The sequence below is a fragment of the Rhizobium glycinendophyticum genome (assembly GCF_006443685.1).
GTDB classification, from domain to species: domain Bacteria; phylum Pseudomonadota; class Alphaproteobacteria; order Rhizobiales; family Rhizobiaceae; genus Allorhizobium; species Allorhizobium glycinendophyticum.
The window spans coordinates 1,241,900-1,267,367 of sequence record NZ_VFYP01000001.1 but is presented as its reverse complement, the minus strand read 5'-3'; the positions used below and the strand labels follow the sequence as shown (position 1 = coordinate 1,267,367).

Sequence of the window (25,468 nt, the reverse complement as noted above, 5' to 3'; positions counted from 1 at the left end):
CGCCGCCTGCGGCCCTCAAGGGGAGGCCGTCGTCTCCGTCCGCTCCGATGCGCCGCGCGGCATCTCGCCCGCAGAACCACTCCCGCCGCCACCCGGTGCCGTGGCCGACGTGTCGCCCACCACCCCGCCCGTCTGAAACGTCACCGTCAGCAGTTCACCAACGAGACCCGCCGCCCCCGCCACGCCGCCCTCCACGGCCATCTCCGCCACATCGGCGTCCGACACCCGGTTGCCGCCGCCGCGCAACCCGCAGGCGAGGATGCGGATCAGATCCGCACTCTTCAGCCGCCCGGTGGAAAACCGCCCGGCGAGATCACCAAGGCTTTCCGCCCCAAAGGCCGTTTCCAGCTCCGAAAGCGCCCCCAGCGTCAAACACAGAATACGCCGCTCGCCGTCGATCACCGCCTCCACCTCGCCGCGATGGCGGTTGGCGCGGGCGACCGTCATCGGCTCGCGCATCTCCCGTTCATAGCCCCGCATGACCATCCCCTCACAGCGCTGCAAACGATACGGCACCGGCCGATTCCAGTGCGATCTCGAAGGTCATTTCGCCATCGTGATTGCCGGCATAATCCAGCGCCGTCACCTGAAACGGCGCCGTCACCGTGCCGAAATCGGGGATGACCACCTGGAATGTCAGGAGCGTTCCGCCAAAGAAGGCAGCCCGCACCAAAGCGTCCGAGGCCTGGTCCTTGAACAGGCCGGAGCCGGTCAGCGAGGCCCGGCGCACGCCCGCCCCCTCCAGCAGTTCCCGCCAGCGCCCGGCGCTTTCGCTGTCGGTGATGTCCACCGACTGGGCGTTGAACGACAAGCGCCTCGCCCGCAAGCCCGCCACCGTGACGAACCCCGCCCCGTCCTCGATCTTCAGCAAGAGATCCTTGCCCTTCTGCGCGCCCATGGCTGCCTCCATTGGTGATGTATGATTGATCTATAGTGGAGCGAGGCGCTTGCGGGCCTCATCTCCCCCCCTTGTGGGGGAGAACGGAAAATCGAAGGTTTAGGCGAGCGTAAGCCGCCTAAACTTCAGATTTTCCAAGAGAGGGGCAAAGTTCCGCAGGCACTCACCGCACCAAGACCCCTCCTGCGAAATCTCGAGGTTGGGCCCTGATCGCGCCAATGTCTCTCACAGACTTCGCGCGGCGTCGCGCTCAGCCCCCCTTCGCTGAAATCGTTTCATTGGATCGATTTCTGGCCTTATGGCCAGCGCTCCGAAGTCTCCCCCGCCAGCGGGGACCGCCCGAGGCTTGCACCCCCAACACAAGATTTCGCCCTATCGCCCACCCGACAACCGGCCTAGAAGGAATACCCCGCCGCTACCCATTCCCCCGAGTCCCCCATGAACATGCCCCGCACTGCCCTCGTCGCCGCGCTCACGGTTTCGCAGATCCTCGGCTGGGGCACGACCTATGAGATGCCGGCGGTGTTCGGGCGGGCCATGGCTGCCGATCTCGGGCTTGCCAATGAGACGGCCTTTGCCGGGCTTACCGTGATGATGCTGGTCATGGCCTTTCTCGGCCCCTGGACCGGCCGGCAGATTGCCCGCCATGGCGCCTCCAAGGTGCTCGCCTTGGGCTCCGCGCTGATGGCTGCGGGTCTTGCGACGCTTGCGCTCTCCACCGGGCTCGTCCTCTATGCGGTCGCCTGGCTGATCCTCGGCGTCGGCGGCTCCTTCGCGCTGACGGTGCCGGCCTTTGCCGCCGTCGTCGAACGCGAAGGCCGCGACGCGCGCCGCGCCATCGGCATTCTCATGGTCTTCACCGGATTGTCCTCTGCCGTCTGCTGGCCGCTGCTGACGCTCGCCGGCGAGGCGCTCGGCTGGCGCGGGGCGCTTCTTGCCGCCGCTGCCGTGCAGCTCCTCGTCGTCCTGCCCGTGCATCTCGCCATCGGCCGGATCGCCATCACGCGCTCGGACGAAGACCGTGCGGCCGACGCCGTCGAACCGCTCGACCTCAGCCGCCGCATGGCCGTCGTCGCCTTCCTGCTGATCGCGCTCTCAAGCTCGCTCTCCAGCCTGATGACCTTCGGCCTGTCGCCGCAGCTCCTGCATATCCTCGAGCTCTCGGGCGCCACGCCGGCGCTGGCGCTGCAGCTCGGCTCGCTGCGCGCCGTCTTCGGCATCTCCGCCCGCGCGGTCGATCTGGTGCTCGGCAAACGCACGTCGCCGATCACGACAGGCCTTGCCGGCTCCGCCATGCTGACGGCATCGACGCTGCTCCTGATCTTCTTCTCAGGCACCCCATCGAGCCTTCTCCTGTTTACCGCGCTTTACGGCTTCGGCTCCGGTGTCAGCGCGCTCGCCCGCGCCACGATGGCCCTGTCCTTCTTCTCCGCCAGCCGCTTCGCCCGCCAGTCGGCCCGCCTCGCTTTGCCGCAGAACCTCGCCAATGCCACCGCCCCCGTGCTCATGACATCCGTCATCGACCGCGCCGGCATCGACGCCGGCCTCGTGCTTGCCACGCTGCTCGCCGCAACAGGCTTTGTCGCGATCCTGGGGCTTGCGGTGATTGCGCGGAAAGGGAGGCCCATCTCCCCCCTTGCGGGGGAGAACGGAAAATCGAAGGCTTAGGCGCGCGAAAGCCCCCTAAACTTCTGATTTTCCAAGAGGGGGGCACGGTTCCGTTGGCACTCACCCTACCGAGCCCCCTTCTTGCGAAATCTGAGGTTTGGCCCTGATCGGGCCAATTCCTCGATTTCGCTTTCTCCCCCGCAAGGGGGGAGATCGGACCCGCCTCACTCCACCACCGCCCGAAAATACGCCTCCGCAACGAACAACCCGGCCTTTACCTCGCGCCGGCTGACCGTGCGCCGATGCCTCCAGTTCACCAGCCGAAATCCGTTCGGTCCCATTGGCAGCATCTCCGGCAAGGCCTCCGCCACCCGCCTTGCCTCCGAGACCAAGGCCTCCGCCTCGCGCCGCGATGTCGCGCTCCAGGCCTCCAGCGTCAGGAGGATTTCCGCCCCCTCGCCGTCGCCGGTCGAATAATCGCGCGTCTCGACCGCGCCCAGCACCAGAGCGGGAAACCGTTGAGGCCGCACCGTCCGGTCGTTGATCCCGCCTTCGCCGAGCAGCGCGATGAGGGGCGCATCCGCCTTCACCGCCTGTTGAAGCGCCAGCACCAAGGCATTGACCGCATTCGTCATTGTTCATTCCCCTTCGCGTCCAACACCATCCCGACCCGACGCCGGGAGATCGCCGGATGCGCCGCCGCCAAGGGACGACTGCCCCACCGGCCCCGCTCCCTCCGTCGTGCCGGCAGCCCGTGCCATCCGTGCGTTCAAGGCCCGCCGCAGCATCTCGCCCAGCACCGCCCCGGTCTCTTCCAGCGCCATGCCGGTCCGCATCCGGCCTCCGGCACCCCGCCTCATCCCGTCACCTCGCGGCACAGCGCCAGCACAAACCGCCCCGTCTCGTCGAGATCGCGCAGCGCCAGAATGGCAAAGACCCGCGCGCCCTTGCGCAATCTCTGCCCCGGCCTGAGATCGCTCCGCGCCCGCAAGGTCACCTGATGCGTCACCTCCGATACCAGCCCCGGCCCCTTGATCTCCTCGGCAAATGTCTTTGGCTCGACCAGCGCCCAAACCCGCGCCATCTCGACAAAGGTCACATCCGCCCCGCCCTGCCCGTCCTCTTCTGCCGCCGGCGCCTCCAGCACCAGCCGCGCCGTCAGCCGACCGGCATCGATATCGAGAAGAGCCATCGTCATAGCCCCCGCCGGCAAAACGGCGCGATCAGCCGGTCATAACCCGGCGGCACCACCGCCGGCTGGGCATCTGCCGCCACCACGCCCCGGCAGGCAAACATCGCCCCGATATGCAAGAGCATCGCGCGCTTCAGCGTGTCGGGCACGTCAGCCCCGCTCTCGCCAAAGCCGGCGACAAATTCCACCTCGATGCCATTCATCGCCCGCCCCGGCTCCGGCACCTCGCGCAACCAAAGCCGCGTCGGTCGCGCCTCGCCGTCGAGCAGATGCCCGTCGAGATCCACAGCCTGACCGACCCCCTCGCCGTCATAGACCGTCACATCCGTCACAGCCCGCACCGGTCCCCGCGCAATCGTCAGAATTCCGTCGTCCGGCCAGGCATCGAGGCACAGCCGGAAATCCCTGATCGCCAGAACCAACCCGGTCTCCCGCTCCAGATGCTCACGCGCCACCGTGATCAGCGCGCCGATGAGTTCGTCCTCGTCGTCCGTATCGAGCCGCAAATGCGCCCTGACATCGGCAAGCGTCAGCGGCTCCACCAAAGGCGGAGTAAGGTCGATAATGGTCATGGGATGTCCTTTGAAAGTTAAAAGTTACCTGCCGGCCAAGACGCTACAGTGGGGCTGCCCCTCATCCGCCCTTCGGGCACCTTCTCCCCGCAAGCGGGGAGAAGGCGAATGCGGCCAGCGGCATGCCCCCTTCTCCCCGTTCACGGGGAGAAGGTCCCGGCAGGGGGATGAGGGGCTACTTTCAGTGAGCGCAAACGGGCACCCACCTCCCCCTTTAGGGGGGAAGTCGCCGCAAAGCGGCGGGTGGGGGTGAGCCTGGGTCGAAGGTCAGGAGCAAACCCAGGGATCACCCCACCCCGGACCTTCGCTCCGACCCTCCCCCTCAAGGGGAGGGTCAAACCCTCACACCCCGAACTTCACCAGCTTGATCGCCTCGAAGTTCTGCACGCCGCCGCCCACGCGCTTCGTCGTGTAGAACAGCACGTAAGGCTTCGCCGAATAGGGATCGCGCAAGATCCGCACGCCGACGCGATCGACCACCAGATACCCCGCCCGGAAGTCGCCGAAGGCGATCGCGGTGGCATTCGCCGAAATCTCCGGCATGGCCTCGGATTCGGCGACCGGAAAGCCCATGAGCGAGGCCGGGTCGCCCGCCTTGGCAGGCGGCGCCCAGAGATAGTGGCCGTCGGCATCCTTCAGCTTGCGAACCTCGCCCTGGCTGCGCCGGCTCATGACGAAGCTGCCGTTCTGGCGATGCCCCGCCTTCAGCGCGTAGACCGCGTTGATCAAGACGTCCGACGCCCCGCTTGCCGCAAAAGCCCCCGCAGCACCCGTCGCGATCGTGCCGATCTTGCCCCATTCCCAGGCGTCGTCGGCCACCTGCGTATAGCTCAAAAACCCCTTGGGACGGTTGACGCCGTCGCCGGAGACGAAGGCCTGGCCCTCCTGCTCGGCAAAGGCGATGTCGACCTCGGCCGCAATCCAGGCCTCGATGTCGACGGCCGCATCGTCGAGCAGCGCTTGCGTCGCCGCCGGCATGGCATAGAGCTCCATGGTCGGAAAGGCGAGTTCGGAGAGTTCCGGCGTGCCGGTCTGCGGGCGCGCCGCCGTCTCGGCCACCCAGCCGCTCGCAAAACCCGACGCCGCAAAGGGCTTCTTCAGCACTGAGCCGGAGACCTGCCGCACCGTTGCGAGCGAGCGGATCGGGGAAATGGCGGAAAGCCTGCGGCCGATCTCGCCATCCACCTGCGGCGGCACGAGATAACCGCCGTCGCCGGAGACACCGGCCGAGAGCGCCTTCTGGTCGAGCTCGCGCAAGGCCTGGTCGTCACCGCGCCTGACATAGGCCTCGAAGGCCGCCTTGTGTTCGGCCGAAGCCGGATCGTCGCGCCCCGGCGAAGCCAGCTGCGGACGCCGCTTCTTTAGCACCAGTTCGTCGAGGAGGCGCCCCTGGTCGTCGATCGCCTTGTTGATCCGCTCGACCTTGTCGCGGGTGACGACGTCGCTCGAAAGCTTGTCCTCGATTTCCGCCAGCCGCTGGTCGTTGCCCTCCTTGAAGGCCTCGAAGGCGCTCATCAACTCCTCGAAGGCCGCCGTCACCGTGTCGGGTGCCGCCTTCACCTCGAGGGGCACACGCGCCGCCGAAACCGCCTTGCCCGGCCCCTTCGCCGCCGTCCTGTCATCCGTCATCATGTCCTGTCCTTTCGCCTCATCCATCGCTTTATCCCTTGCTGAAACGATTGTTTGCCATTGCCCTTGCCGCCCGGCGCATCAGGCGCACGAGCTCGGTTTCCCTGTCGCGGTAGAACCGCCTGTGTTTGACATTGGAGACGCGCGCCGTCGGCAGCATCGGAAAGGTCACCACCGAGATCTCCCAGAGATCCGCCTCCAGGATGCGGCGCACGCCCGCCTTGCGGTCGGCCCGCGTCTTCACCGCGCGAAAGCCGATCGACAGCCCGTCGAGCGCACCCGCCTTCATCAGCGCCAGCACCTCGCGGGCGCGCTCCACATCGGTGGCGAGCTTGCCCTCGACATAAAGCCCGCGTTCATCCTCGCGCAAAACCGTCCAGCGACCGATTACCTCGGCCGGATCGTGCTGGAACAGCATGCGCACGCCGCCTGCCCCGCGCTTGTCGATCGAGGCGGCAAAGGCGCCGCGCTCGATCGCATCACGGCCGAGATCGACCTCGCCGAACAGGCTCGCATAACCCGAAAACGTCCCGTCGCCGGCAACGCCCTTCAGCGTCAGCCCGGCATATCTGAAGCTCGGGGCGCCCGGCCCCTCCCTGCGCTGCATGTCTCTCTCCTCGTGATGATGTTTGGTGCCGGTCTCACACCTCCCCCTTGAAGGGAGGTCGCCGCGAAGCGGCGGGTGGGGGTGACCCGCGTCGGACGTCGGACCCGCTCCGATCACCCCACCCCGGACCTACGGTCCGACCCTCCCCCTCAAGGGGAGGGGGAAGATCAACGGCAAGCCCCGCCGCAAATTGCCCCTCATCCGCTGCCGGGACCTCTCCCCGTGAACGGGGAGAAGGGGGCAAAACGCCGGCCGCAGTCGCCCTTCTCCCCGCCTGCGGGGAGAAGGTGCCCGAAGGGCGGATGAGGGGCCGTCAGTCGGAAGATGAGGACCAACTTCAGCGCCCACCTCACCCCACCTTCTCCCCCGCCCGCCCCGTCAGCCGCACCAGCACACCCAGTCCCCACCAGGCGGTGAAGGAGGCGAGCGTCGCGCCGGCCAGCATGATTTCGGCGGAGGAAAGTTCGGCCTCGATGCCGAGCTGGGTCGCACCCCAAAGCCCCGTCGGCCCGCCGAAGATCAGTCCGCAGGCAACGCCGGTCAGAAAGCGCACCGCCGCCTCGCGGCGATGTTTGGGCAGGAGATAGACCAGCGAAATCGCAGAGCCTGCGACAGCGCCGATCAGACGGGCGGACAAAACGCCGCCGTCATGGCTGAAGTCAGTCATTTGTTCATCTTTCACTGATAGCTTGGCCTTGCGCCGGCCGGTACGATCCCGCCCAAAAGGCTGCGGCCGGCGCAAACCTTCCCTTCACGCCTTGAAGACGACGATCCCACCGCCGGGAAGGCCGAAGCGTTTCTGCGAATTTTCTGAATCCCTTGGCGAGCGGGGTTCACACGCCGATTCCGCTGCTTGATCCACCACGCGAAGACGTTCACACTCTGAATCAGGATGCCGAGCCTCAGCCCGTTTTCAGCGCAGCGCCCACCGGTGATACGGTGCGGTCGCCCTCGCGCGGATGCAGGAGACCGTGATGGACACGTTTTGGTTTTGGCTGTTTTTCGGCCTGCTCGTCCTTCACAATGGCGAGGAATATCTGTTTGCCGATCGCCTCGCCGATGTCTTCGCCGGGCGCGGTTTACACCTTCCGCTCACCCGCTTGCGCATCGCCCTTGTGATTGTCACGCTTGCGGGGCTGGCGCTCATTCCAGCCAAAATGACCCAGATGTCCGCCGCCGATCCGCTGCTGGCGGGAGCGGCCTTGGTGATGCTTGCCAATGCGGTCATTCCACATCTCGCCGCCACCGTCATCCTCAGGCGCTACACCGCCGGGGTCGTCAGCGCCGTGCTCCTGATGGCGCCGGGCTGCGTCCTGATCCTCAACACGGCACTTGCTGCCGGCATCGCCGGTCGCACGATCGTCTGGGCCGCGCTGATCGTCGCCGGCCCGCTGCTCCTTTTCCTGTGGCTGTTCATCGGTGCGGGGCTGATGCGCAAGGGCCATGCCGAGCCCCCCGCCCCGAAGCGCTGAAAGCCCCCCGTCCATGCCTCATGGCCATCGCAGGTTGCGGCATCAGGCGCCATGACGCGCCCCGATGACCGCCAGCGATCGCCAGTGGCCGCGCCGTCACGCCGGCCGCGCATCGAAACCCACACCTGGCGTCACACGGCTTTCATGAATGACTGCTCATGTGGCGGCGGGGTACATGTCTTGGGGTTACATTATGGTCTATGTCATGGACGCGGGCCGCGCACCGCGCGGCACCATCGCGCAAAAGCCGCTGCTTCTGTCACTGCTCATCACGCTGTCCATCTCGGCATTCTTCGTTGCCTTTCCGGGTGTCGATCTTGCCTTGAGCCGTCTGTTCTATGTCGAGGGCATCGGCTTTCCGGCAGGCGAGGTCGAAGCACTGCAGACCTTCCGCGCCTTCGGCCAGTATTTTCCGCTGGCACTCACCATCGCACTCGTCGTCGGCCTCATCCTCAAACTCATCTATCCCTCGCGCCCGTCGCTCTTTCCGCCGCGCTTCACGCTCTATTTCGCCAGCCTCTTCCTGCTCGGCCCGGCGCTGATGGTGAACGGCATCCTGAAGCCGCTCTTCGACCGGCCGCGCCCGCGCAGCGTGCTTGAGTTCGGCGGCACCGATACCTTCGTCCATGCCTGGGGTCTCGGCGGTCAATTCTTCGACGACCGCTCCTTCGTCTCCGGCGAGGCCGCCGTCGTCGCCTGTCTCATCCCACTCGCCTTCTTCGTGCCGGTGGTCTGGCGCCGCTGCGTCTTCGTGCTGCTCGCCGTCTTCACAGCCCTCACCGCGCTCAACCGCATCGCCTTCGGCGCGCATTTCCTCTCCGACGTCTTGATTGCCACAGGCCTGATGGCCACGCTTTCGATCGGCCTGGCACACCTGATCTACGGCCGCCCGGGGGTCCAGTCCTGCGACATCAGGCTCGACGCCGCCCTCGGCGAGCTCGGTCACCGGCTGCACGACGCCCGCCGCAAGACAATCGCCCAGTTCGTTACCACCATCCGCCGCCTGTCGCTTGCCCCGGCAATGCTGCAGCCGGCGCCGACCAACGGGACCGAACAGCAGAGTTGAGGCCGCCGCTTGCCGCAACCCACCCTCTCGCCCCTGTGGGAAAGTCTTCGGAGCGGTGGCCGAAGGCCGGAAATCGATCCCGTGAATCGATTTCAGCGAACGGAGGCCTGAGCGCGACGCCGCGTGAAGGCGATGAGAGGGCTTGAGAGCGATCAGGGCTAAACCTCAGATTTTGTACGCGAGGGGATCCGTTCAGCGCCCCCTCAAAACCGCATCGTCCGAAACGTCAACGACACCCGCCGCCCACGCATCACCTGAACGCCATCTATCCGGTCCGACCGACGCGCCGGGATCGCATGCGTCCAATCATGCCTTGCTGCCCCTTCCAGCACCAGCAGCGACCGGGGCCGTAAAATCACCGCCCGCTTCTCTCCCGTCTCGACGCGGCGAAACTGCATCTGGCACGGCGACAACAGGCTGAGCGACACGATCACATCGCCGAAACACGGTTCACAATCGACATGCGCGCTGATCCCCTGCCCCGGCAGATATTCATTGGCGATCACCTGGTCCGGCAGGCTGGCAAAAATCCCCTCCTCGACCATCCGCCGACCAAGCCGCTGCAGCATGTCCGGCAGAGGCCCGATCCGGCTCTGCGGTGTCGCGATCCGGGCGCGATAGTCATAGCGATAGCCAAAATGCCGAACCCGCCGCCGCAACTCGCCACTCCACTCGCCGGCATCGAGATATCCGGCCAGCGCGGTTTCCTCGGCGGGCGAGATCCATTCGGGGATCACACGGGCATCGGGAGGGAGGCGAACGTCGGATATTTCAGTTCTCGCAACCGTCATCTGCGTGTTACCCGCAAAGGCTAGGAAGCGCCCATCATTACACGCATCCGTCGCATTTCAAGGTTGCCATCATGCCATTGCAGAAACGCCGCATCGTCATCATCGGCGCCGGTATCTTCGGGACGGCAATGGCCTATCACCTGGCCTCGCCGCTAACAGATGTCGTCCTGATCGAAAGCGGCCCCAAACCCGCCTGCGGTGTCACCGGTCGCGCCTTCGGCTGGATCAACACCGTCCATGGGGTGCCCGGCAGCGAAAGTCACACCCTTTGGCAGCAGGCCGTCAGGGACTATCCCGCCCTGATCAGCGATCTGCCCGAAATATCAGATTTTTCAAGACGTGGATCGTTTCTCTGGCACACCTCGACGCAGGAGACCGAGCATCTCTTCGCGACACGCCGGGACGCTGGCGAGACTGTCGAACTGGTGGATCGCACAGCGATCAGCCGGCTGGAACCGCATCTGCGCCACGTTCCGGAAACAGCCGTCTTTTCGGCCGACGACATCGCCATCGACCCGATCCGCTTGGCCGGAACGCTCCTCAACGCCGCGAGGACCCGCGGTGCAATCGTGCATTTCGATGAAACAGTCTCGTCCATCGAAACGACGAATGATCATGTCAAAGGCGTCCGGATCTCGGCAGGCCTGATCGAGACCGATTGCGTCATCCTCGCCGCTGGTCCTGGAACAGACACCCTGACGAAACAGCTCGGCATTGATATCGGCATGGTCCTGTCCCCGGCGCTCCTGCTCCGATACGCCTGCGAAACGCCCTTCATCCACCACATTCTCGATGGCCCGCGTGTCGAAGTTCGTCAGAGCCTCGACAACACCGTCTTCATCGCAAAGTCCTGGCCTGCGGACATGAAAGAGACGCCCTCTATGATTGGCGAGCGGTTCCTGTCAGTCCTCGCCGACGAATTCGATCTGCCATCCCCCTTGTCCCTGATCAGCGCAGAAATCGGCAATCGTCCCACCTTCGAGGACAAGCTGCCCCGCCTTGGCTTTGTCCCTGAGGTCGAGGGCCTCTACCTCGCGACCGGCCATCCCGGCGTCATCCTCGCGCCCTATCTTGCACGCCTGGCAGCACGGAACATTCTGCACGGGGAGGAGCCTCCCGTACCCAAACGCGCCAACGGCACCGCCCCCTCACCAACACAATCTGAAGGTTAGGGGGCTAGCACGCGCCTAACGCTTCGATTTCACCTGCGAGAGGATCGGTGCTGTTGGCACAGCATCCCCTCAATACCCCACCGCCTCCCGCTTCTCCTCATCCGTCAGAAACGCCGCAGCGCCCACCCTTGCCCAGAGCGCATCGCGCTCGGCCGCCAATCCGGCAACCGTGTCGAGATCCGGCACCAGCCTCAGCGCCTCGCCCGTCAACTCTCCTAAAAACACTGAAAGCGAGGCCCCGGTCCGCGTCACAAGCGGCAGCACGGTCAGGCGATAGAAGGCGCGGTTCGCCTCCTGGTAATTGGCATAGGTGTTGTCGCCGGGAATGCCGAGCAGCATCGGCGGCACGCCGAAGGCAAGGGCTATGTCGCGCGCCGCGCCGTTCTTCGCCTCGACAAAATCCATGTCCTTGGGCGAAAGTCCCATCGACTTCCAGTCGAGCCCGCCCTCGAGCAGCAGCGGCCGGCCGGCCCGCATCGGGCCGGAATAGCCCTCGTCCAGCTCCACCTTCAGCCGCTGATACTGATCGGCCGTAAGATTGCCCCCCTCCTTCGGCTGGTAGACCAGCACACCCGACGGCCTGGCCGAATTGTCGAGCAGCGCCTTGTTCCAGCGCCCCGCCGCATTGTGCAGATCAAGCGCAACTTGAGCTGCCGCGAGCGGCGCAAAGCCCTCGTGATCGTCGAGCGGGTGAAACAGTTTGAGATGCAACAGCCCCTCGAGCGCAATCCGCCTGGCCCGAGTGCCGGCGCGGTAATCATAGCCGGCCGGCCAGCCATCGGCACCGGAGACGACACTCACCCGGTCGGGCCTGAGCAAATGCAGTTCAGCCCGCCCGCCGGCGCCGGCGCCAACCGCAATCGCCTCGACAAAACCATTGCCCGAGAGCAGCAGCTGGCCATAGAGCGCTTCCAAGAAATCCGCCCCCGTCATCGCTCCGTTCGGCCGCGAAAGAAGCGACAGCGCCGGATGATCCTCGCGCTCGACCGGCCCCTGATAGGCGAGAAAGCCGATGCTGGCGGCGGCTTCCGAGACCAGCCGCACGCAGCGATGGGCCACCGGGTTCTTCATGAACCCCTCGCGCGACAGCGCGGCGTAACTCCGCCCCGTCCAGCGCGCCTCGCCCTCGCCGGCAATCAGGGCCAGTGGCGTGCCAGGACGGGCAGACAGCGCCTTTTCATCAGACGCGCGGACGCGATCCGGGGCTTCAGCCCAGGGCAAACGGAAGGAGAATTTCATCGAGTTTTCCTCTTTGACAACAGGAATGGATGATGTCGTCCGGGGCGCATTGCACCCGACGCGTCACCCTTAAGAACTCAGCGGAAGCGGGCAGTCCGACAAACGCCTGGGAGACCTGCCAGACCGGCCTCGACCTCAGGCCTTGCCAGGTGCCGCGCGAAACCGCAGTCCATCGATCAGCAGCTCGACCATCACAGGGGTCTCGCCCTCTGGCTCCCTCCCCTTAACCGAAGCAAGGTTGCCGATCGCGCGCAGGAGATCGTAAGGGTCGATGCCGGCCCGCACTGCGCCGGCGGCAACGGCGGCTTTCAGAAGGCCCGCCAAGGCCGGCTCGAAGTTCTGGCGAAAATAGTCCGGAAGCGCCTGGAAGGCCGGGTCTCCAGAATGCAGCGCCTGAGCCAGGCCCCGCTTGGTCGCGATGAAGCGCGTGTATCGCCGCAGCCAGAGCGCCAACGCCTCATCAGGCGCATGGCTCTGCGCCAGCGTCTCGGCCTCTGCCGTGCAGGCATCGACCTCACGCTTGAAAACGGCGATGACCAGATCGGCACGGCTCGGAAAGCGCCGATAGAGCGTGCCGACGCCGACACCGGCACGGCTCGCGATCTCGCGCGCCGGTGCATCGACGCCGCTTTCCGCAAAGATGTCCTTGGCCGCTTCCAGCAGGGAATCCTCGTTGCGACGGGCATCGGCGCGCACGCGCGGCGCGCCTGTTTCCACGCCAGGATCTTCGCTCTGTTCCACCGCGGTCGCCATCCATCTTCTCCTGCCGCGCACAAATTTCAGCACGGGCCTTGCTAAACGGAACATCGTTCCGTATATCACATCGGTATTCGGAACGCTGTTCCGATTAAGCTCTTAAACCGATTACCCGCCAAAATCCAGAGCCCGGAGGCCCCTTCATGAACGATCTCGTCACCAAAGCCCGCGCCATCCCCAAGCCGCAGCCGCAGGCCACGCTCACCATCAATCCCGTCACGCTGCCGGCCCCCGGTCGCGGCCGCCCGCTCGAACTGCGCGTCACCGCGCCGATCACGGGCGACCCTCTGCCGATCATTCTCCTGTCGCATGGCCACGGCCCGTCGCTCTACATCCCATCCAAGGATGGTTATGGCCCGCTCGTCGATTTCTACGCCGCCCACGGCTTCGTCGTCATCCAGCCGACCCATGCCAATGCCAAGGTCGCCGGTCTCGGCAAGGACGCTCCCGGATATCCCTTCTTCTGGCAATCGCGCCTCGATGACATGACGCTGATCCTCGACAATCTCGCCACCATCGAACAGGCCGCGCCCTTCCTCGCCGGCCGGCTCGACCAGGCCCGGATCGCCGCCATCGGCCATTCGCTCGGCGGCCAGACCGTCGGGATGCTGCTCGGCGCCGGCCTCACCGACACCGCCGATTCCGCCGTCACCCGCATCCGCCGTCCCGAGCCGCGCATCAGGGCCGGCATACTGCTCGCCGCCCCCGGTCTCGGCGGCGACAGCCTCAGCGATTTCGCCCGCGAAAATTACACAACACTGAACCCGGATTTTTCGACGCTCACCACCCGCACACTCGTCGTTGCCGGCGACGCCGACGACAGCCCGCATCTGACGACACGCGGCGCCGACTGGCATGTCGATCCTTATCGCCACGCCCCAGGAGCACAGGCTCTGCTTACCCTCATCGGCGGCAAACACGGCCTCGGCGGCATTGCCGGCTATGACGCAAAGGAAACCGACGACGAGGATCCCGAACGCCTTGCCGTGACCCAGCGCCTGACACTCGCCTATCTGCGCACTGCCCTCGACATCGACGAAGGCAGTTGGCCCGAGGCGGTGACAGCGCTTGAAGCCCATGCCCCAGACGTCGGCCGGGTGGACATCAAGACTGCCTAGTCGCCAGAATGTCCACTGCGGCGCAGGGTGCGCGCCGCAGCGGCAGACATGGTTTTCGAAACGAGCCACCATCGACGATGTCTGCGAAGCGCGCGCACGTCCTGATCCGCAACGAGACGCAGAAGCTGACGGCGAATTTCGTCAACACCTGCGGGACGACCATGGTGCCATCGGCGTGCTGACCCCGGGAAGCACCATGATGGACATCACCGCCACCAGCGGATTCTTCAACCAGGCCGGCCTTTTTCTGCTCGGCGTATCAATCCTCGCCGGGGTTTACCTGTTGCTGCGCCGCCGCCAGCACCGCTAATTTCTCACAGCCTCTCCCTTACCGCATCCGCCACCACATAATCCGCCGCATACCGCTCCTCGCGCAGCGGCTTCACCTGGCGGATGCTCTCCTCATACAGCGGATGCGCCTTATAGGCGGCAAGGGCCGCCGCATCCTCGAACTCGCCATAGACGACAAGGTCGATCCCCTGGTGAAAGCCATCGGTCTTCACATTGGTGCCGATCTCCAGCAGGCTGGCATGCGGAATCTCCGTCAGGATCGACAGCCCCGCCCTGACAGCCTCGACATTCTCAGGCTTCACGGTGAAGAAGACGATGTGGCGGATCATGGGGCACCTTTGAAACAATATTGCGGTGCGAAAGCCGATAGCATCGCGCAGCCGATGGCTCAATCCGCCAATCGCCGCACAGCGCTGCCCCTCTTCTCCTCACGCCACCAGGGCTGCCCGGATGGCCGCATCGAAAATCCGGGCCGTCGCCGCAATCTTCGATGCCCGGTCGCGCCCATTGACGATCTTGCGCGCCCCCGTCCAGTCGGCCTTCATCCCGCAAAAGAAGTCGGCAAGCCTGGCGCCCGAAAACAGTCCCTCGGTCATGCCCACCACCAGGATCGTCGCCGCCACATCCACCCTCAGCGCCAGGTCCGGCTCTGTTACGAGATCAAGCCCGGTGATCCGGCTCATCTTCTGATAATTCTCGCGGTGGGTGATCTGCACCAGACCGCGCCCATAATAGCTGCGGCCGCCAGCATCGCGGCGCCAATAGGGCATCGTTACGGTCGGCAGTTTGCCGGCCCGGAACGCCCGCTCCAGCCGCGCCACCGCCTCGTCATCGGTCACAGCAAAAGTCTCGCGCACCGCCTGCAGGGTGCCGCCGGTTTCATGATGCGCGGTGGCCAGCATATAGGCGAGCCAGCGCGGATCAGACCAGCCGCGCGCCAGGAACCGCGTCAGCACCGCCTCGATACTGGCCACCTGCCCCTCGCCCAGCCGCCCGCCGAACACGGAATGGCGCACACCGGCGAAGAAGATCGTGCGATCGATCCGCATGGGAAACCTCGATGTCAGGAGTATCAGGGAAAGAAAAGACCGTCTCTGCGGCGCCGCGCTGGGCCGTAACGGGCGCGCTCAGGCGCCTTGGCGCAGACAACCGAAGGCCCCGCGCCCGCCATTCACCAAACTGGCGAAAATATTTGTGCCGTTTAAAACGATTGAAGAAATTTCAATCGTTTAGAGCGCGTTCTGTTCACATTTACAAAGCTTTAACACTGTGGAACTTTCCGCCCACAGACACGTTTGGGAGCCAGGACTTCCAACATGAGGAGGGAAGACATGCAGACCAATACTTCCATGACGCCCAAGACCGCAGCCCCGCAGACGATCCCGGCCGATGTTCTGGCCCGCCTTGAAAACGAATGGCGCCAGGTCCGGCAGCCGTCCAGCCGCCCGTCCGGCAAGTAACCCACGATCCACCGCCCCCATCATCAGACCGGCGCCGAGAGGCGCCGGTTTTCGTTTGGGGTGATGACAGCAGTCGGGGTTCACATCTCCCCCGCAAGGGGGGAGATAGGACCCACATACCTTGCGCCCTCCCCCTTACCCTGAGGTGCCCTCGCTCTGCGAGGGCCTCGAAGGGTCGAGGCCGCGCTCACGCAGGCCGGATGCTTCGAGGTCCGCACGGTGTGCGGACGCCTCAGCATCGAGGGATCTCACACCCCTCTGATCCTCGGCTCGCCTCCACCCTCCAGCATCAGCGCCGTCAGTGCCCAGACCAGCGCATCCAGACGGTCCGGCGAGCGCCCGCTCGACAGGCCGTCGGGACCGAAATCACACATCTGATCTTCGAGTGCGGGAAACCGCGCCGCATGCACCACCCGGCCCTGCTCGTAAAGCGCCGCCACCGGCTCGGCGCGCAGGAACTTGCCCCGTGTCGCGCGCACCGTCGTCACCGGCAGCCGCGCCTCGATGCTTTCCAGCACGTTTCTCACCATGTCGCCGCCCTGGTTGATCTCTGCCACCACGCGGTCCGCCTCGAAGCGGCGGAAGGCGGAAACCACCGCCCGGGCCCAGCCTGCCGGCCCCGCGCCCTCCACCGAACAATCGGCCAGCACCACCGCCTGGCCATTCTCCTTCAGTCCGGCCACCACAATACCGCAACAGGCATTTGTCCCGCCCGCCGGCGGATCGACCGCGACGACAATCCGTTGCAGCGGTTCTGCAAGTTTTACCAGGATTTCGTCCAGTCGCGCCCGCTTCCACAGCGCGTCGACCCGGTCCTCGATGAGCTCCCCGTCCAGCTCCTGCCGCCCACGCCGCGTCCCGCCATAGCGGGCGGCAAGGGCGCTCAAAAAACCCGGCGCCAGATGCGCCGCATTGGCCGATGTCGCCATCTTCGTCAGCGCCGTTGCCTCATCCGCCATCAGCCGCTTCAACAGCGGCACCGGCCGGGGCGTCGTCGTCACGACCTGGCGCGGATCGTGCCCGAGCCTCAGCGCAAACTGCAGCATGTCGAAGGTCTCGTCGGCGTGTTTCCACTTCGCCAACTCATCGCACCAGGCGAGATGAAACTGCGGCCCGCGCAGGCTTTCCGGGTCTTCGGAGGAAAAGATCTGCGCAATTGCCCCGTTCGGCCAGATCAGCCGGCGTCTCGAAATCTCCACCTCCGGCCGCATTCGCCTCGCAATCCGCAAAAGCCCGGAGGCCCCGTCGATCATCACCTCGCGCGCGTCCCCCAGCGTCTCGGCCACCAGCGCAATGCGCAGATCCGTCCGCCGCCCGGCCTTCATCACCTCGGCCTGCACCCATTCGGCGCCCGCCCGGGTCTTGCCCGATCCGCGCCCGCCCAGGATCAGCCAGTTGCGCCAGTCGCCCTCCGGCGGCAATTGCTCCGGCCGGGCCAGAAGCCGCCAGTCGCGGGCCAGAAAGGCAAGCTCGGCGGCATCGAGGCGGTCGAGATCGAAGACGTCGCTGTGCCCTGCTTTCGGCTCATCCTTCCGCGTCTGACGACCATCCGGGTCTACCCGCCCATAGACCCCGGCCAGCGCCTGCGTCTTGAGTGAGAGCCCTCCAGCCAGGGCTCCATTCTGCGCTAAGATCGCCGCCAGCGCATCCTGAACGCCGCTGATCCCAGCCTCGTGATCTTCAGCAATCCGGATTGTCCCTTTGATCCCCTTTGCTGTCCGATCCCGCCCTAACCTTGCCAGAGATTTCGGCGTCATCGGCAGTCTCCTCGAAGGTCGTTTGCACGGGGCCCCTTGCCTCAACGCCGCTCCCGTGCCACACTGAACCAAATGGTTCACCAATCGGATGCCCGCCTCGATGCCGCCTTTGCGGCGCTGTCGGATGCCACGCGCCGCGGCGTGCTCGAAGAGCTCGGCCGCGCCGAGACCTCGATCACGCGTCTGGCGGACCGCTTCGCGATGACGCCGACCGGCATGAAGAAACATGTGGCGCTGCTCGAAGAGGCAGGTCTGGTGACGACGGAAAAGCAGGGGCGCGTCCGGATCTGCCGGCTCGATGCTGAGGGACTGGGCGAAGTCGCCGACTGGATCGCCGCGCGCCGTGCCCTGTGGAATGACCGCTTTGATGCCTTGGACAGCGTAATCGAGACTTTCACCCGCCAGGAGCCCCCAGATGAGCAAGCTTGAATCAGCCGGTGCCACCTCCGTCGAGCGCATATCCGACCGCGATCTCGTGGTCACCCGTGTCTTTGCCGCCCCTGTCGAGCGCGTCTTCGACGCCTGGACCAAGCCGGACCTGTTCAAGCTCTGGTGGGCGCCGCAATCCATGGGCGTGCCGCTCCTCGACTGCCAGATGGATGTGCGCGTCGGCGGCGGCTACAGCGTCACCTTCGGCAAGGACCCCAAAGAGGCCATGACCTTTTACGGCACCTATGTCGACGTCGCCTTCCCCTCGCGCCTTGCCTGGACCAACGACGAAAGCGGCGAAACCACCATGACTACGGTCAATTTCTCCGAAGACCCCGCCGGCACCCGCCTCGTCTTGCATGAGTCCTACGCAACCAAGGAAGCCCTCGACGAGGCCTGCATCGGCATGGAAGGCGCCATGCCCGAACAATTCCTCCAGCTCGACGCCCTGCTCGCTCAGACCGCCGACGCCGCCTGAGGCTCCGCTGTCCACCTCCCCTTTGAGGAAGGAGGTCGCCGCAAAGCGGCGGGTGGGGGTGACCCGCGCCGGACGCAAGACCTGTCCCGGACAACCCCTGCCGAGAGCCGCCCCCATCCCCCGACCGGGACCCACCCCCTCTGTGGCAGGGCAATTGCATATGGAGCAAAACCCCCTCTGGCCTGCCGGCCATCTCCCCCACAAGGGGGGAGAGGACGTGGCGCAAACCGCCCGTTTCCAACAATGCGACGGCGCGGCCTGGTTAAGCCCTCCCCTTGTGGGGAGGGTTGGGAGGGGTCTTCTCTTCCATATGCGATTGCCCTGCCCTCTGTGGGGGAAAAAGCGAAATCCAAGGCTCGAGGTCAGTGCAAGCCGCCTGAACTTCAGATTCCGCCGGTGAGGGGATCCGTTCCATTGGCACTGCATCGATCTCATTCAATATCGAGCATTCAGCCAGGACCACCTCACGGCCCCTGCCCGCCGGCCAGTGCCGAAATGTCCGCCAGCCTCACGGCCACCGCGGCCTCGAGCCTGAACGCCACCGCCTGTTCGACCCGTGCCGCAATCAGTGCCTCGACCTCGCCCCGCAGCACCTCCGGATCACGCGCCTCCATCTGCCGCTCCTCGGCATCGAGACGGTCGCGTTCCAGCTGGCGCAAGAGCGTATCGATCTTCTCCAGCGTGCGCACGATCAGCGCAATCGCATCGGTCGCCGCCTTCACGTCGGCGCGCGCCAGCTTCGCCAGTCCCTCGTCGGCCCCGTCCAGCAGGCTCTCGGCACTAGCCCGCAGCCGCCGGAACAGCTCGAACTGCGCCCGCATCTCGACGGTGAAGTCGGACAGCATGGTCTCGAGATCCGCAGGCCCACCGGCCGCCTTCACCTCGATCACATCAGGCAGCGCCTCCAACCCGTCCTCGGCCTCCAGCATCATTTCACACCCCCGAAACAAAAAAGGCCCGCTCGCGCGGACCCATCAGCCTCTTCTCCGGAGCCTCCCGGGCGCCACCGCCACAGCTCTCCGATCATGCAACAAACCTACCGAACGACCGTGACGGTGTCAAGGATTATTTTCCTATCAATGACGATACCTGCGAGCTCGCCTTCACTCTCGCATAACTTGCAAAAGGCGAAAGTTCGCGGCATTGTTCTTGATGGGGGTATTGACCATGACAGTCGTTTCTCACCCAGCGCCAGGGACCATTCTGCGGGTCGATCTATCAGAGGGCTTTAGGCCTCCGGAGATGGTAAAGCGGCGTCCGGCGATCGTACTCTCTCCTCCCATACCGGGTCGGCCGTTTCTGTGCACGATCGTTCCTTTGAGTACAACGGAACCCCGTGCGGTCTTGGCGCATCACATGCAGATCACACTCGACCCACCATTGCCGCACCCCTATTCCAGTCCGGTGATGTGGTTGAAAGGCGATATCGTACTCACGGTTGCTTTTCATCGATTACGCCTCCTGTTCAACGGGCGCGATCAGGGACAGCGAGTTTATGATGTTCGCGTGCCTGATCCGGGGACCCTTGAGCAGGTTCGTGAATGTGTCCGGCATGGCCTAGGGCTGTAGCGTTGACACAGCCCGGACAAGCCCCCATATTGTGTACTGTCGCCGGTCGCACCGGCATTTAAGTCCACTCACGGGTGGCCATCTCGGCTGGGTGATCGCAAACCTTCCGGGATGTCAGCAAAACCCCGCTCATAGCGGGGTTTTGTGTTTCTGCGCCGGGTTCTCCCTCACAGGTGGGGAGAATGGGCGCAGCATCCGGATGCCCTCACCCCGCCTTCGACCTATTCCTACCCGCGCTCTTGGCCTGATACAGCGCCTCGTCCGCCCGGCTTACCAGTTCCAGCGGGGTTACGTCCTCCGCCTCGCCGGCGCCGGCATAGCCGGCCGAGACCGTCACCACGGCCACGCCGTCCGGGCGGGCGGGATGGGGAAGGCCGAGGTCGCGCACGCTGCGCACCAGCCGGTCGGCCAGGAATGCGCCGCCCGTTCGGGCGTCGGCGGAAAAGACGAGGGTGAATTCCTCGCCGCCATAGCGGGCGCAAAAGCCGTCATGGCGGTCGGCAAAGGCCTGCAGCGTTAAGGCAATGCGCCGCAGCGCCTCGTCGCCGGCGACATGGCCGCGCCGGTCGTTATAGGCCTTGAAGTGGTCGACATCGACCATCAGCAGCAGCATGGCATCATGCTCTGTCGGCCAGTCGGCCAGCACCTCTTCCAGATGCCGTCGGTTGGCAATGCCGGTCAGCGCATCCGTGCGGGTGAGGTCACGCAATTCGTCGCCGATGCGTTCCGCCCGGTCCGCCCGGTTCTGTGCGTCATATTGCGCGACATAGGAGAGACAGCGCTGTCGCTCGAAATGCCAGTTGCCGTACAGGGTGAAGAAGAGGCCGGTAATCGCCTGTACCGTCAGGGGAAAGATCAGGTTCGGGTCGAGCCCCGGCTTGGTGTGGATCACGAAGAGGGCTGCCAGACAGGTGACGAAGGTGAAGATCAGCGCCAGGCGGAAGCGCAGAACCAGCAGCATGTTGCCGAAGAGCAGCACCAGCGGCAGTTCACCCAGCGTATAACTCGCATAGGGCGACTGGGAGATGTAGAGCAGATAAAGCGGCAGCAGGCTCGCCACGAACATGCCCTGCAGCAGGATCAGCTCACGAAAGACCGGCGGCAGGCGCGGCACGAGCCAGAAGATGGTCAGCGAGCCCGGAACCAGCACGAAAAGCCGCATTGCCACCGTGAAGGGCTGGATGTCGGCCATCAGGTAGAGGCTGGTCAGATTGTAGATGTTGTAGACGATCAGGCCGACAATGATGGCGTGGCGCAGATGCCGGACGCGACCTTCACCAAAATCCCGCTCGTAAGCCCGTTCGATCTCGGGTGGCATGCGCAACAGCCAGTCCAGCCGTCCGTTCGCCCGTCCCTCTGCACGCATTGTCATTCCTGTCGCCGTCCGAACCGGACCTTCCGGCGGCCGCACCGCGCGACCCACCGGAATGATGCGCCAGACATACAAAGAATTCTCTAATTTAGTCGTTCTATTCTCGGCAGATTTTGCTTTTGTCAGGTTGGAAGCGGCAGTCCCATCGCCTCAATGCGTTGAGCAGTAGCGAGTAGCGAGTAGCGAGTAGCGAGTAGCGAGTAGCGAATGATGTGCGACCGTGAGGCCCGCGATTCGACACCTTTTTTCGGTTGACGCAACCAAGGCAGATCCGTCTCCTATTCGCTATTCGCTATTCGCTACTCGCTACTCGCTACTCGCTACCCCCTACTCCGCCTTATCCTTCCCGCACCGGCGTATAACCCGCCTCGCGGATCGCCGCTTCGGCAAGGGCCGCATCGCCTTCAACCATGGCCTTGCGGGCCGCGAGGTCCACGGTCACCACCTTGCCCGGCAGGGCTTCCGTAAGCGCCTTCACCACCGTCTTTTCGCAGTGCCCGCAGGTCATGTCGTCGATCTTGAATACCGTCTGTCCGGTCATGCTGTCTGTTCCTCTTGTGGCGCCCTCGGCACCGTTTCGTCTTCAATCCTGCACCTTCCCACAGGGGCAAGGTCAATCCCCGCAGCAGTCGCCGCCCGCCGCTTTCACGGCGGTCTTTTGCCGCAAGGGGCGGCCTTCGAGATCCGCGAGGATCGGGCAGTTCGGCCTGTCATCGCCGTGGCAGCGCTCGGCGAGATGGGCAAGTGTGTTCCGCATCGCCTGCATTTCGGCGATCTTCTTTTCCAGTTCCTCGACATGGGCGAGTGCCATCGCCTTCACCTCGGCGCTTGCCCGCTCCTTGTCGTCCCAGAGTTTCAACAGCCGCTCGGTCTCCTCCAGCGAAAAGCCGAGCTTGCGCGAGCGGCGCACGAAGCGCAGCCGGTTGACGCTGTCGGCGTCATAAACCCGGTAATTCGACGCGGTCCGTCCGGCGGGCGATATCAGCCCGATATGCTCGTAATAGCGGATCATCTTGGCCGAAACGCCCGAGGCTTCCGAGGCTTCACCAATGTTCATCGTCACGGTCATGGTCTCCTTCAGTTCCTCTCTCCCTTGTGGAAGAGGCCGACACCTCGCCCGCAAGGGGGAGATAGATCCACCACCCTCCCCTTGAGGGGGAGGGTCGGAGCGAAGCTCCGGGGTGGGGTGACCCGGCGGCGCGCACCAATATCACCCCACCCGCGCGTTCCGCGCGACCTCCCCCTCAAGGGGAGGTCAAGAACCCTGTCACCCTCGCCGCCCTCAGCCTCAGCGCATTGGTCAACACAAACACACTCGACAGCCCCATGGCGGCCGCCCCCAGCATCGGCGAAAAGGTCACGCCGAAGAGCGGATAGAGCAGCCCGGCCGCGACCGGGATGAGGGCCACGTTATAGCCAAAGGCCCAGAACAGGTTCTGGCGGATATTGCGCATCACCGCCCCCGAGAGCTCGATCGCATGCAGCGCGCCCATCAGGTCGCCGCCGACCAGAACGACATCGGCGCTTTCGATCGCCACATCCGTGCCAGTGCCGATGGCGATGCCTGCGTCTGCGGTGGCGAGCGCCGGCGCATCATTGATGCCGTCGCCGACAAAGGCGACCCGCCCGCCCTTTTCCTGCACCTCCTTGATCGCGCTTACCTTTCCCTCGGGCAGCACTTCGGCGACCACCGCATCGATGCCGGCCTTTTTCGCCACCGCATGGGCCGTGCGCGCATTGTCGCCCGTCACTATCATCAGCTTCAGGCCACGAGCCTTCAGCGCCGCAATCGCTGCCGCACTCGTCGGCTTGATCGGATCAGCCACCGCGATCGCGGCGGCAAGTTTCCCGTCGATCGCCACATAAAGCGGGCTCGCCCCCTCGTCAGCGAGACGGGTGACGGCTGCCTGGAGGCTGGCGGCGGCGTCAGCCCCTCCCCCCTCGTTGGGGAGGGGTCTTTCCGAGAGACCGTGCGGCATCACGCCGAGCTTGACCATGAACCGATCGGCACCAGCCGCAACCCGCCGTCCATCAACCATCCCGGTCACGCCGAACCCGGCCACGGCCTCGACCTGATCCACGGTCGACAGCACGATGCCCCGCGCCTCGGCGGCCCGCACAATCGCATCCGCCAGCGGATGCTCCGAGCGCGCCTCAAGGCTTGCGGTCAGCCGCAGAACGTCGGCCTCGTCAAAACCTTCGGCCGTCACGATCCCTGTCACCTCGGGCTTGCCGGCGGTGATCGTGCCGGTCTTGTCCATCACCACCCAGTCGATCTGGCTCAGGCTCTGCAGCGCGTCGCCCTTGCGGAAGAGCACGCCGAGTTCGGCGGCACGTCCCGTGCCGACCATGATCGAGGTCGGTGTGGCGAGCCCCATGGCGCAGGGGCAGGCGATGATAAGCACCGCAACCGCCGCGACCAGCCCATGGGTATAGGCAGGCACAGGCCCCAGCAGCAGCCATAGGAAAAAAGTCACAGCCGCTATGGCGATGACAACAGGCACGAACCAGGCCGTCACCTCGTCCACCAGCCGCTGGATCGGAAGCTTGGCCCCTTGCGCCTCCTGCACCAGGCGGATGATGCGCGACAGCATCATGTCGGCGCCGACGCCGGTCGCCTCGAAGCGCAATGCGCCCTGGCCATTCACCGTACCGCCGATCACGGTATCGCCGGCGCGCTTGGCAACCGGGATTGGCTCGCCCGACATCATCGCTTCGTCGACGGCACTCGCCCCATCGATCACCCGGCCATCGACCGGAATGCGCTCGCCGGGCCTGATCACGACGACATCGCCGACGACGACGGCGGAGAGCGGCAGATCGAGCGTCGTTCCGTCCCGCTCCACCCGCGCCGTCTTCGCCTGCAGGCCCGCGAGCTTGCGGATCGCCGCTCCGGTGCGGCCCTTGGCGCGGGCTTCCAGGAGCCGTCCGAGCAGGATCAGCGACACGATGACGGTGGCGGCCTCGTAATAGACGTGACGGGCATCAACAGGCAAAAGCCCAGGCGCAAAGGTCGTCACCAGCGAATAGAGATAGGCCGCGCCCGTGCCGAGCGCCACCAGCGCATTCATGTCGGGCGAAAGACGCAGGAGCGAGGGCACGCCCTTGACATAGAAGCGCCGCCCGGGACCGACAAGCACGGCGGTCGCAAGCGCAAATTGCAGCAGATACAAGGTGTTGCCGGGGAAGATCTGCATCAGCACGTGATGCAGCGGCGGATAGATATGGCCGCCCATTTCCAGGATGAACAACGGCAGGGTGAGCACCAGTGCCACCAGGAAATCCCGCTGCAGACTGGCGATTTCCTTCTCCCGGCGCAGCTCGCGGCTATCGGCACTGGCGCCGGCAGAAGACCGGCCGGCGCTGACCGCCGCGCGCGCAGCGGTGCCTTGCGGCTTCTCGCCGATTTCCGGAGCATGGCCCATCGACCCGTCACCGCTACCCGTCGCATCAGCGTCTTCGACCCTCGCCCCATCGGCTGCAACGGCGTCATCTGCGCCAGCGAGAAGCCTGACAGCATAGCCCGCCTTGGCGACGGCTGCGGTCAGGGCCGGCAGGGCAGACGGACCGCCCAGCACCTTCACCACGGCCTCGCCGGTCGCCAGATTGACGCTGGCTGCCTCGACAGCCGGCACCGTCTTCAGCGCCTTTTCGACGCGAGACACACAGGAAGCGCAGGTCATGTCCTCCACTTCCAGCACCAGCGTCTCCGCCTTCGCCTCGTAGCCGGCCTTGTCGATCGCGGCGAGCAGGGCCTCTGCCGAAAACCCATCGCCCGGCGTCACGGACAATGTCTCGGTGGCAAAATTCACCGCACTCTCTTCGACCCCGGGCACGGCGGCCACGGCCTTTTCCACCCGCCGCACACAGGATGCGCAGGTCATGCCCTCGACGGGCAGCAGGATCGGGTCGACAGATTTCTTGGCCCCAACGGGCCGGGACTGCATGTTCATGGCGGTCACCTCCGCCACCTTACATGGACCTTCCCATCA

At 65.2% G+C, this 25,468-nt stretch carries 29 protein-coding genes; 9 read left to right on the top strand and 20 right to left on the bottom strand.

Annotated features, from left to right (window positions below):
• Positions 1-15: 15 nt before the first annotated feature.
• Positions 16-459: a gene transfer agent family protein gene (locus FJQ55_RS06185; RefSeq protein WP_167507725.1), complete on the bottom strand. Its 444-nt coding sequence runs from the start codon at positions 457-459 to the stop codon at positions 16-18.
• Positions 460-490: 31 nt separating this feature from the next.
• Positions 491-898: a phage major tail protein, TP901-1 family gene (locus FJQ55_RS06180; protein WP_140826781.1), complete on the bottom strand. Its 408-nt coding sequence runs from the start codon at positions 896-898 to the stop codon at positions 491-493.
• 438 nt (positions 899-1,336) lie between these two features.
• On the opposite strand from FJQ55_RS06180, the gene FJQ55_RS06175 reads away from it, so the two are divergent.
• Positions 1,337-2,566, top strand: a complete 1,230-nt coding sequence (locus tag FJQ55_RS06175; RefSeq protein WP_140826780.1) for an MFS transporter — start codon at positions 1,337-1,339, stop codon at positions 2,564-2,566.
• A 164-nt stretch (positions 2,567-2,730) separates the two neighbouring features.
• Here FJQ55_RS06175 and FJQ55_RS06170 read toward each other — a convergent pair whose 3' ends face one another.
• From FJQ55_RS06170 to FJQ55_RS06140, 7 genes are all read right to left on the bottom strand, one after another.
• Entirely contained in the window at positions 2,731-3,141 is a 411-nt protein-coding gene (locus tag FJQ55_RS06170) for a DUF3168 domain-containing protein (protein WP_140826779.1), read from the bottom strand.
• A gap of 3 nt (positions 3,142-3,144) precedes the next feature.
• Positions 3,145-3,342: a hypothetical protein gene (locus FJQ55_RS06165; protein ID WP_140826778.1), complete on the bottom strand. Its 198-nt coding sequence runs from the start codon at positions 3,340-3,342 to the stop codon at positions 3,145-3,147.
• Between the two features lie 20 nt (positions 3,343-3,362).
• The gene (locus tag FJQ55_RS06160; RefSeq protein ID WP_246085037.1) at positions 3,363-3,704 is read right to left on the bottom strand and encodes a phage head closure protein; all 342 of its coding nucleotides are present in this window, start codon (positions 3,702-3,704) and stop codon (positions 3,363-3,365) included.
• The gene (locus tag FJQ55_RS06155) at positions 3,701-4,270 is read right to left on the bottom strand and encodes a head-tail connector protein (protein WP_140826777.1); all 570 of its coding nucleotides are present in this window, start codon (positions 4,268-4,270) and stop codon (positions 3,701-3,703) included. The genes FJQ55_RS06160 and FJQ55_RS06155 overlap by 4 nt, the downstream gene beginning before the upstream one ends.
• 342 nt (positions 4,271-4,612) lie before the next feature.
• Positions 4,613-5,899 carry a phage major capsid protein gene (locus tag FJQ55_RS06150; protein WP_167507724.1) on the bottom strand — a complete coding sequence of 429 codons (1,287 nt, stop codon included), beginning with the start codon at positions 5,897-5,899 and terminating at the stop codon, positions 4,613-4,615.
• Between the two features lie 31 nt (positions 5,900-5,930).
• Positions 5,931-6,506, bottom strand: coding sequence for an HK97 family phage prohead protease (locus FJQ55_RS06145; RefSeq protein ID WP_140826775.1), 576 nt, complete (start codon positions 6,504-6,506; stop codon positions 5,931-5,933).
• Between the two features lie 349 nt (positions 6,507-6,855).
• Positions 6,856-7,173 carry a DUF6107 family protein gene (locus tag FJQ55_RS06140; RefSeq protein WP_140826774.1) on the bottom strand — a complete coding sequence of 106 codons (318 nt, stop codon included), beginning with the start codon at positions 7,171-7,173 and terminating at the stop codon, positions 6,856-6,858.
• 307 nt (positions 7,174-7,480) lie between these two features.
• Between FJQ55_RS06140 and FJQ55_RS06135 the strand changes: the two genes are divergently transcribed.
• On the top strand, positions 7,481-7,978 hold the full coding sequence (locus FJQ55_RS06135; protein ID WP_161596955.1) for an HXXEE domain-containing protein: 498 nt from the start codon (positions 7,481-7,483) through the stop codon (positions 7,976-7,978).
• A 175-nt stretch (positions 7,979-8,153) separates the two neighbouring features.
• Positions 8,154-9,044 carry a phosphatase PAP2 family protein gene (locus FJQ55_RS06130; RefSeq protein ID WP_161596954.1) on the top strand — a complete coding sequence of 297 codons (891 nt, stop codon included), beginning with the start codon at positions 8,154-8,156 and terminating at the stop codon, positions 9,042-9,044.
• A gap of 203 nt (positions 9,045-9,247) precedes the next feature.
• On the opposite strand, the gene FJQ55_RS06125 is transcribed toward FJQ55_RS06130, so the two are convergent.
• Positions 9,248-9,835, bottom strand: coding sequence for an alpha-ketoglutarate-dependent dioxygenase AlkB (locus FJQ55_RS06125; RefSeq protein WP_140826771.1), 588 nt, complete (start codon positions 9,833-9,835; stop codon positions 9,248-9,250).
• A gap of 71 nt (positions 9,836-9,906) precedes the next feature.
• Here FJQ55_RS06125 and FJQ55_RS06120 point away from each other — a divergent pair, with 71 nt between their 5' ends.
• Positions 9,907-11,007, top strand: coding sequence for an NAD(P)/FAD-dependent oxidoreductase (locus tag FJQ55_RS06120; RefSeq protein WP_140826770.1), 1,101 nt, complete (start codon positions 9,907-9,909; stop codon positions 11,005-11,007).
• A 69-nt stretch (positions 11,008-11,076) separates the two neighbouring features.
• Here the strand turns inward: FJQ55_RS06120 and FJQ55_RS06115 are convergent, their stop codons facing one another.
• Together FJQ55_RS06115 and FJQ55_RS06110 are read right to left on the bottom strand one after the other, a co-directional pair.
• Complete coding sequence (locus FJQ55_RS06115; RefSeq protein ID WP_167507689.1) at positions 11,077-12,246, bottom strand: phage portal protein; 1,170 nt, start codon at positions 12,244-12,246, stop codon at positions 11,077-11,079.
• A 135-nt stretch (positions 12,247-12,381) separates the two neighbouring features.
• A complete protein-coding gene (locus tag FJQ55_RS06110; RefSeq protein WP_140826769.1) occupies positions 12,382-12,999 on the bottom strand; it encodes a TetR/AcrR family transcriptional regulator in 618 nt (205 codons plus the stop codon).
• Between the two features lie 146 nt (positions 13,000-13,145).
• Between FJQ55_RS06110 and FJQ55_RS06105 the strand changes: the two genes are divergently transcribed.
• A complete protein-coding gene (locus tag FJQ55_RS06105) occupies positions 13,146-14,120 on the top strand; it encodes an alpha/beta hydrolase family protein (RefSeq protein WP_140826768.1) in 975 nt (324 codons plus the stop codon).
• 314 nt (positions 14,121-14,434) lie between these two features.
• Here the strand turns inward: FJQ55_RS06105 and FJQ55_RS06100 are convergent, their stop codons facing one another.
• Together FJQ55_RS06100 and FJQ55_RS06095 are read right to left on the bottom strand one after the other, a co-directional pair.
• Positions 14,435-14,740: a Dabb family protein gene (locus FJQ55_RS06100; protein WP_140826767.1), complete on the bottom strand. Its 306-nt coding sequence runs from the start codon at positions 14,738-14,740 to the stop codon at positions 14,435-14,437.
• A 99-nt stretch (positions 14,741-14,839) separates the two neighbouring features.
• Positions 14,840-15,460 (bottom strand): glycoside hydrolase family 19 protein, encoded by a 621-nt coding sequence (locus tag FJQ55_RS06095; RefSeq protein WP_140826766.1) that lies wholly within the window; start codon positions 15,458-15,460, stop codon positions 14,840-14,842.
• 282 nt (positions 15,461-15,742) lie between these two features.
• On the opposite strand from FJQ55_RS06095, the gene FJQ55_RS23845 reads away from it, so the two are divergent.
• On the top strand, positions 15,743-15,871 hold the full coding sequence (locus FJQ55_RS23845) for a hypothetical protein (protein WP_274533373.1): 129 nt from the start codon (positions 15,743-15,745) through the stop codon (positions 15,869-15,871).
• A gap of 248 nt (positions 15,872-16,119) precedes the next feature.
• On the opposite strand, the gene FJQ55_RS06090 is transcribed toward FJQ55_RS23845, so the two are convergent.
• On the bottom strand, positions 16,120-17,628 hold the full coding sequence (locus FJQ55_RS06090) for a DNA-packaging protein (protein ID WP_246085036.1): 1,509 nt from the start codon (positions 17,626-17,628) through the stop codon (positions 16,120-16,122).
• 72 nt (positions 17,629-17,700) lie between these two features.
• Between FJQ55_RS06090 and FJQ55_RS06085 the strand changes: the two genes are divergently transcribed.
• Together FJQ55_RS06085 and FJQ55_RS06080 are read left to right on the top strand one after the other, a co-directional pair.
• Positions 17,701-18,057, top strand: a complete 357-nt coding sequence (locus FJQ55_RS06085) for an ArsR/SmtB family transcription factor (RefSeq protein ID WP_140826765.1) — start codon at positions 17,701-17,703, stop codon at positions 18,055-18,057.
• On the top strand, positions 18,044-18,535 hold the full coding sequence (locus tag FJQ55_RS06080; protein WP_140826764.1) for an SRPBCC domain-containing protein: 492 nt from the start codon (positions 18,044-18,046) through the stop codon (positions 18,533-18,535). Before FJQ55_RS06085 ends, FJQ55_RS06080 begins: the two co-directional genes overlap by 14 nt.
• 464 nt (positions 18,536-18,999) lie before the next feature.
• Here FJQ55_RS06080 and FJQ55_RS06075 read toward each other — a convergent pair whose 3' ends face one another.
• Positions 19,000-19,467 (bottom strand): hypothetical protein, encoded by a 468-nt coding sequence (locus tag FJQ55_RS06075; protein WP_140826763.1) that lies wholly within the window; start codon positions 19,465-19,467, stop codon positions 19,000-19,002.
• A 220-nt stretch (positions 19,468-19,687) separates the two neighbouring features.
• On the opposite strand from FJQ55_RS06075, the gene FJQ55_RS23955 reads away from it, so the two are divergent.
• Entirely contained in the window at positions 19,688-20,104 is a 417-nt protein-coding gene (locus FJQ55_RS23955; protein ID WP_140826762.1) for a type II toxin-antitoxin system PemK/MazF family toxin, read from the top strand.
• Between the two features lie 205 nt (positions 20,105-20,309).
• On the opposite strand, the gene FJQ55_RS06065 is transcribed toward FJQ55_RS23955, so the two are convergent.
• From FJQ55_RS06065 to FJQ55_RS06050, 4 genes are all read right to left on the bottom strand, one after another.
• The gene (locus FJQ55_RS06065) at positions 20,310-21,476 is read right to left on the bottom strand and encodes a GGDEF domain-containing protein (protein ID WP_246085035.1); all 1,167 of its coding nucleotides are present in this window, start codon (positions 21,474-21,476) and stop codon (positions 20,310-20,312) included.
• Between the two features lie 337 nt (positions 21,477-21,813).
• Positions 21,814-22,017 (bottom strand): heavy-metal-associated domain-containing protein, encoded by a 204-nt coding sequence (locus tag FJQ55_RS06060; protein WP_140826761.1) that lies wholly within the window; start codon positions 22,015-22,017, stop codon positions 21,814-21,816.
• Between the two features lie 72 nt (positions 22,018-22,089).
• Complete coding sequence (cueR, locus tag FJQ55_RS06055; RefSeq protein ID WP_140829133.1) at positions 22,090-22,533, bottom strand: Cu(I)-responsive transcriptional regulator; 444 nt, start codon at positions 22,531-22,533, stop codon at positions 22,090-22,092.
• Positions 22,534-22,720: 187 nt separating this feature from the next.
• Positions 22,721-25,429 (bottom strand): heavy metal translocating P-type ATPase, encoded by a 2,709-nt coding sequence (locus FJQ55_RS06050; protein ID WP_140826760.1) that lies wholly within the window; start codon positions 25,427-25,429, stop codon positions 22,721-22,723.
• Between the last annotated feature and the right edge of the window lie 39 nt (positions 25,430-25,468).

Coding starts and splice junctions, on each gene's coding strand:
- FJQ55_RS06170 (WP_140826779.1), bottom strand. CDS start 3,141: ATGACGAATGCGGTCAATGCCTTGGTGCTGGCGCTTCAACAGGCGGTG.
- FJQ55_RS06140 (WP_140826774.1), bottom strand. CDS start 7,173: ATGACTGACTTCAGCCATGACGGCGGCGTTTTGTCCGCCCGTCTGATC.
- FJQ55_RS06185 (WP_167507725.1), bottom strand. CDS start 459: ATGCGCGAGCCGATGACGGTCGCCCGCGCCAACCGCCATCGCGGCGAG.
- FJQ55_RS06050 (WP_140826760.1), bottom strand. CDS start 25,429: ATGAACATGCAGTCCCGGCCCGTTGGGGCCAAGAAATCTGTCGACCCG.
- FJQ55_RS06095 (WP_140826766.1), bottom strand. CDS start 15,460: ATGCGGATCGATCGCACGATCTTCTTCGCCGGTGTGCGCCATTCCGTG.
- FJQ55_RS23955 (WP_140826762.1), top strand. CDS start 19,688: ATGGGGGTATTGACCATGACAGTCGTTTCTCACCCAGCGCCAGGGACC.
- FJQ55_RS06090 (WP_246085036.1), bottom strand. CDS start 17,628: ATGACGCCGAAATCTCTGGCAAGGTTAGGGCGGGATCGGACAGCAAAG.
- FJQ55_RS06145 (WP_140826775.1), bottom strand. CDS start 6,506: ATGCAGCGCAGGGAGGGGCCGGGCGCCCCGAGCTTCAGATATGCCGGG.
- FJQ55_RS06075 (WP_140826763.1), bottom strand. CDS start 19,467: ATGATGCTGGAGGCCGAGGACGGGTTGGAGGCGCTGCCTGATGTGATC.
- FJQ55_RS06085 (WP_140826765.1), top strand. CDS start 17,701: ATGGTTCACCAATCGGATGCCCGCCTCGATGCCGCCTTTGCGGCGCTG.
- FJQ55_RS06165 (WP_140826778.1), bottom strand. CDS start 3,342: ATGCGGACCGGCATGGCGCTGGAAGAGACCGGGGCGGTGCTGGGCGAG.
- FJQ55_RS06130 (WP_161596954.1), top strand. CDS start 8,154: ATGTCTTGGGGTTACATTATGGTCTATGTCATGGACGCGGGCCGCGCA.
- FJQ55_RS06060 (WP_140826761.1), bottom strand. CDS start 22,017: ATGACCGGACAGACGGTATTCAAGATCGACGACATGACCTGCGGGCAC.
- FJQ55_RS06155 (WP_140826777.1), bottom strand. CDS start 4,270: ATGACCATTATCGACCTTACTCCGCCTTTGGTGGAGCCGCTGACGCTT.
- FJQ55_RS06100 (WP_140826767.1), bottom strand. CDS start 14,740: ATGATCCGCCACATCGTCTTCTTCACCGTGAAGCCTGAGAATGTCGAG.
- cueR (WP_140829133.1), bottom strand. CDS start 22,533: ATGAACATTGGTGAAGCCTCGGAAGCCTCGGGCGTTTCGGCCAAGATG.
- FJQ55_RS06150 (WP_167507724.1), bottom strand. CDS start 5,899: ATGACGGATGACAGGACGGCGGCGAAGGGGCCGGGCAAGGCGGTTTCG.
- FJQ55_RS23845 (WP_274533373.1), top strand. CDS start 15,743: ATGCAGACCAATACTTCCATGACGCCCAAGACCGCAGCCCCGCAGACG.
- FJQ55_RS06065 (WP_246085035.1), bottom strand. CDS start 21,476: ATGACAATGCGTGCAGAGGGACGGGCGAACGGACGGCTGGACTGGCTG.
- FJQ55_RS06110 (WP_140826769.1), bottom strand. CDS start 12,999: ATGGCGACCGCGGTGGAACAGAGCGAAGATCCTGGCGTGGAAACAGGC.
- FJQ55_RS06180 (WP_140826781.1), bottom strand. CDS start 898: ATGGGCGCGCAGAAGGGCAAGGATCTCTTGCTGAAGATCGAGGACGGG.
- FJQ55_RS06125 (WP_140826771.1), bottom strand. CDS start 9,835: ATGACGGTTGCGAGAACTGAAATATCCGACGTTCGCCTCCCTCCCGAT.
- FJQ55_RS06080 (WP_140826764.1), top strand. CDS start 18,044: ATGAGCAAGCTTGAATCAGCCGGTGCCACCTCCGTCGAGCGCATATCC.
- FJQ55_RS06135 (WP_161596955.1), top strand. CDS start 7,481: ATGGACACGTTTTGGTTTTGGCTGTTTTTCGGCCTGCTCGTCCTTCAC.
- FJQ55_RS06105 (WP_140826768.1), top strand. CDS start 13,146: ATGAACGATCTCGTCACCAAAGCCCGCGCCATCCCCAAGCCGCAGCCG.
- FJQ55_RS06175 (WP_140826780.1), top strand. CDS start 1,337: ATGAACATGCCCCGCACTGCCCTCGTCGCCGCGCTCACGGTTTCGCAG.
- FJQ55_RS06115 (WP_167507689.1), bottom strand. CDS start 12,246: ATGAAATTCTCCTTCCGTTTGCCCTGGGCTGAAGCCCCGGATCGCGTC.
- FJQ55_RS06160 (WP_246085037.1), bottom strand. CDS start 3,704: ATGACGATGGCTCTTCTCGATATCGATGCCGGTCGGCTGACGGCGCGG.
- FJQ55_RS06120 (WP_140826770.1), top strand. CDS start 9,907: ATGCCATTGCAGAAACGCCGCATCGTCATCATCGGCGCCGGTATCTTC.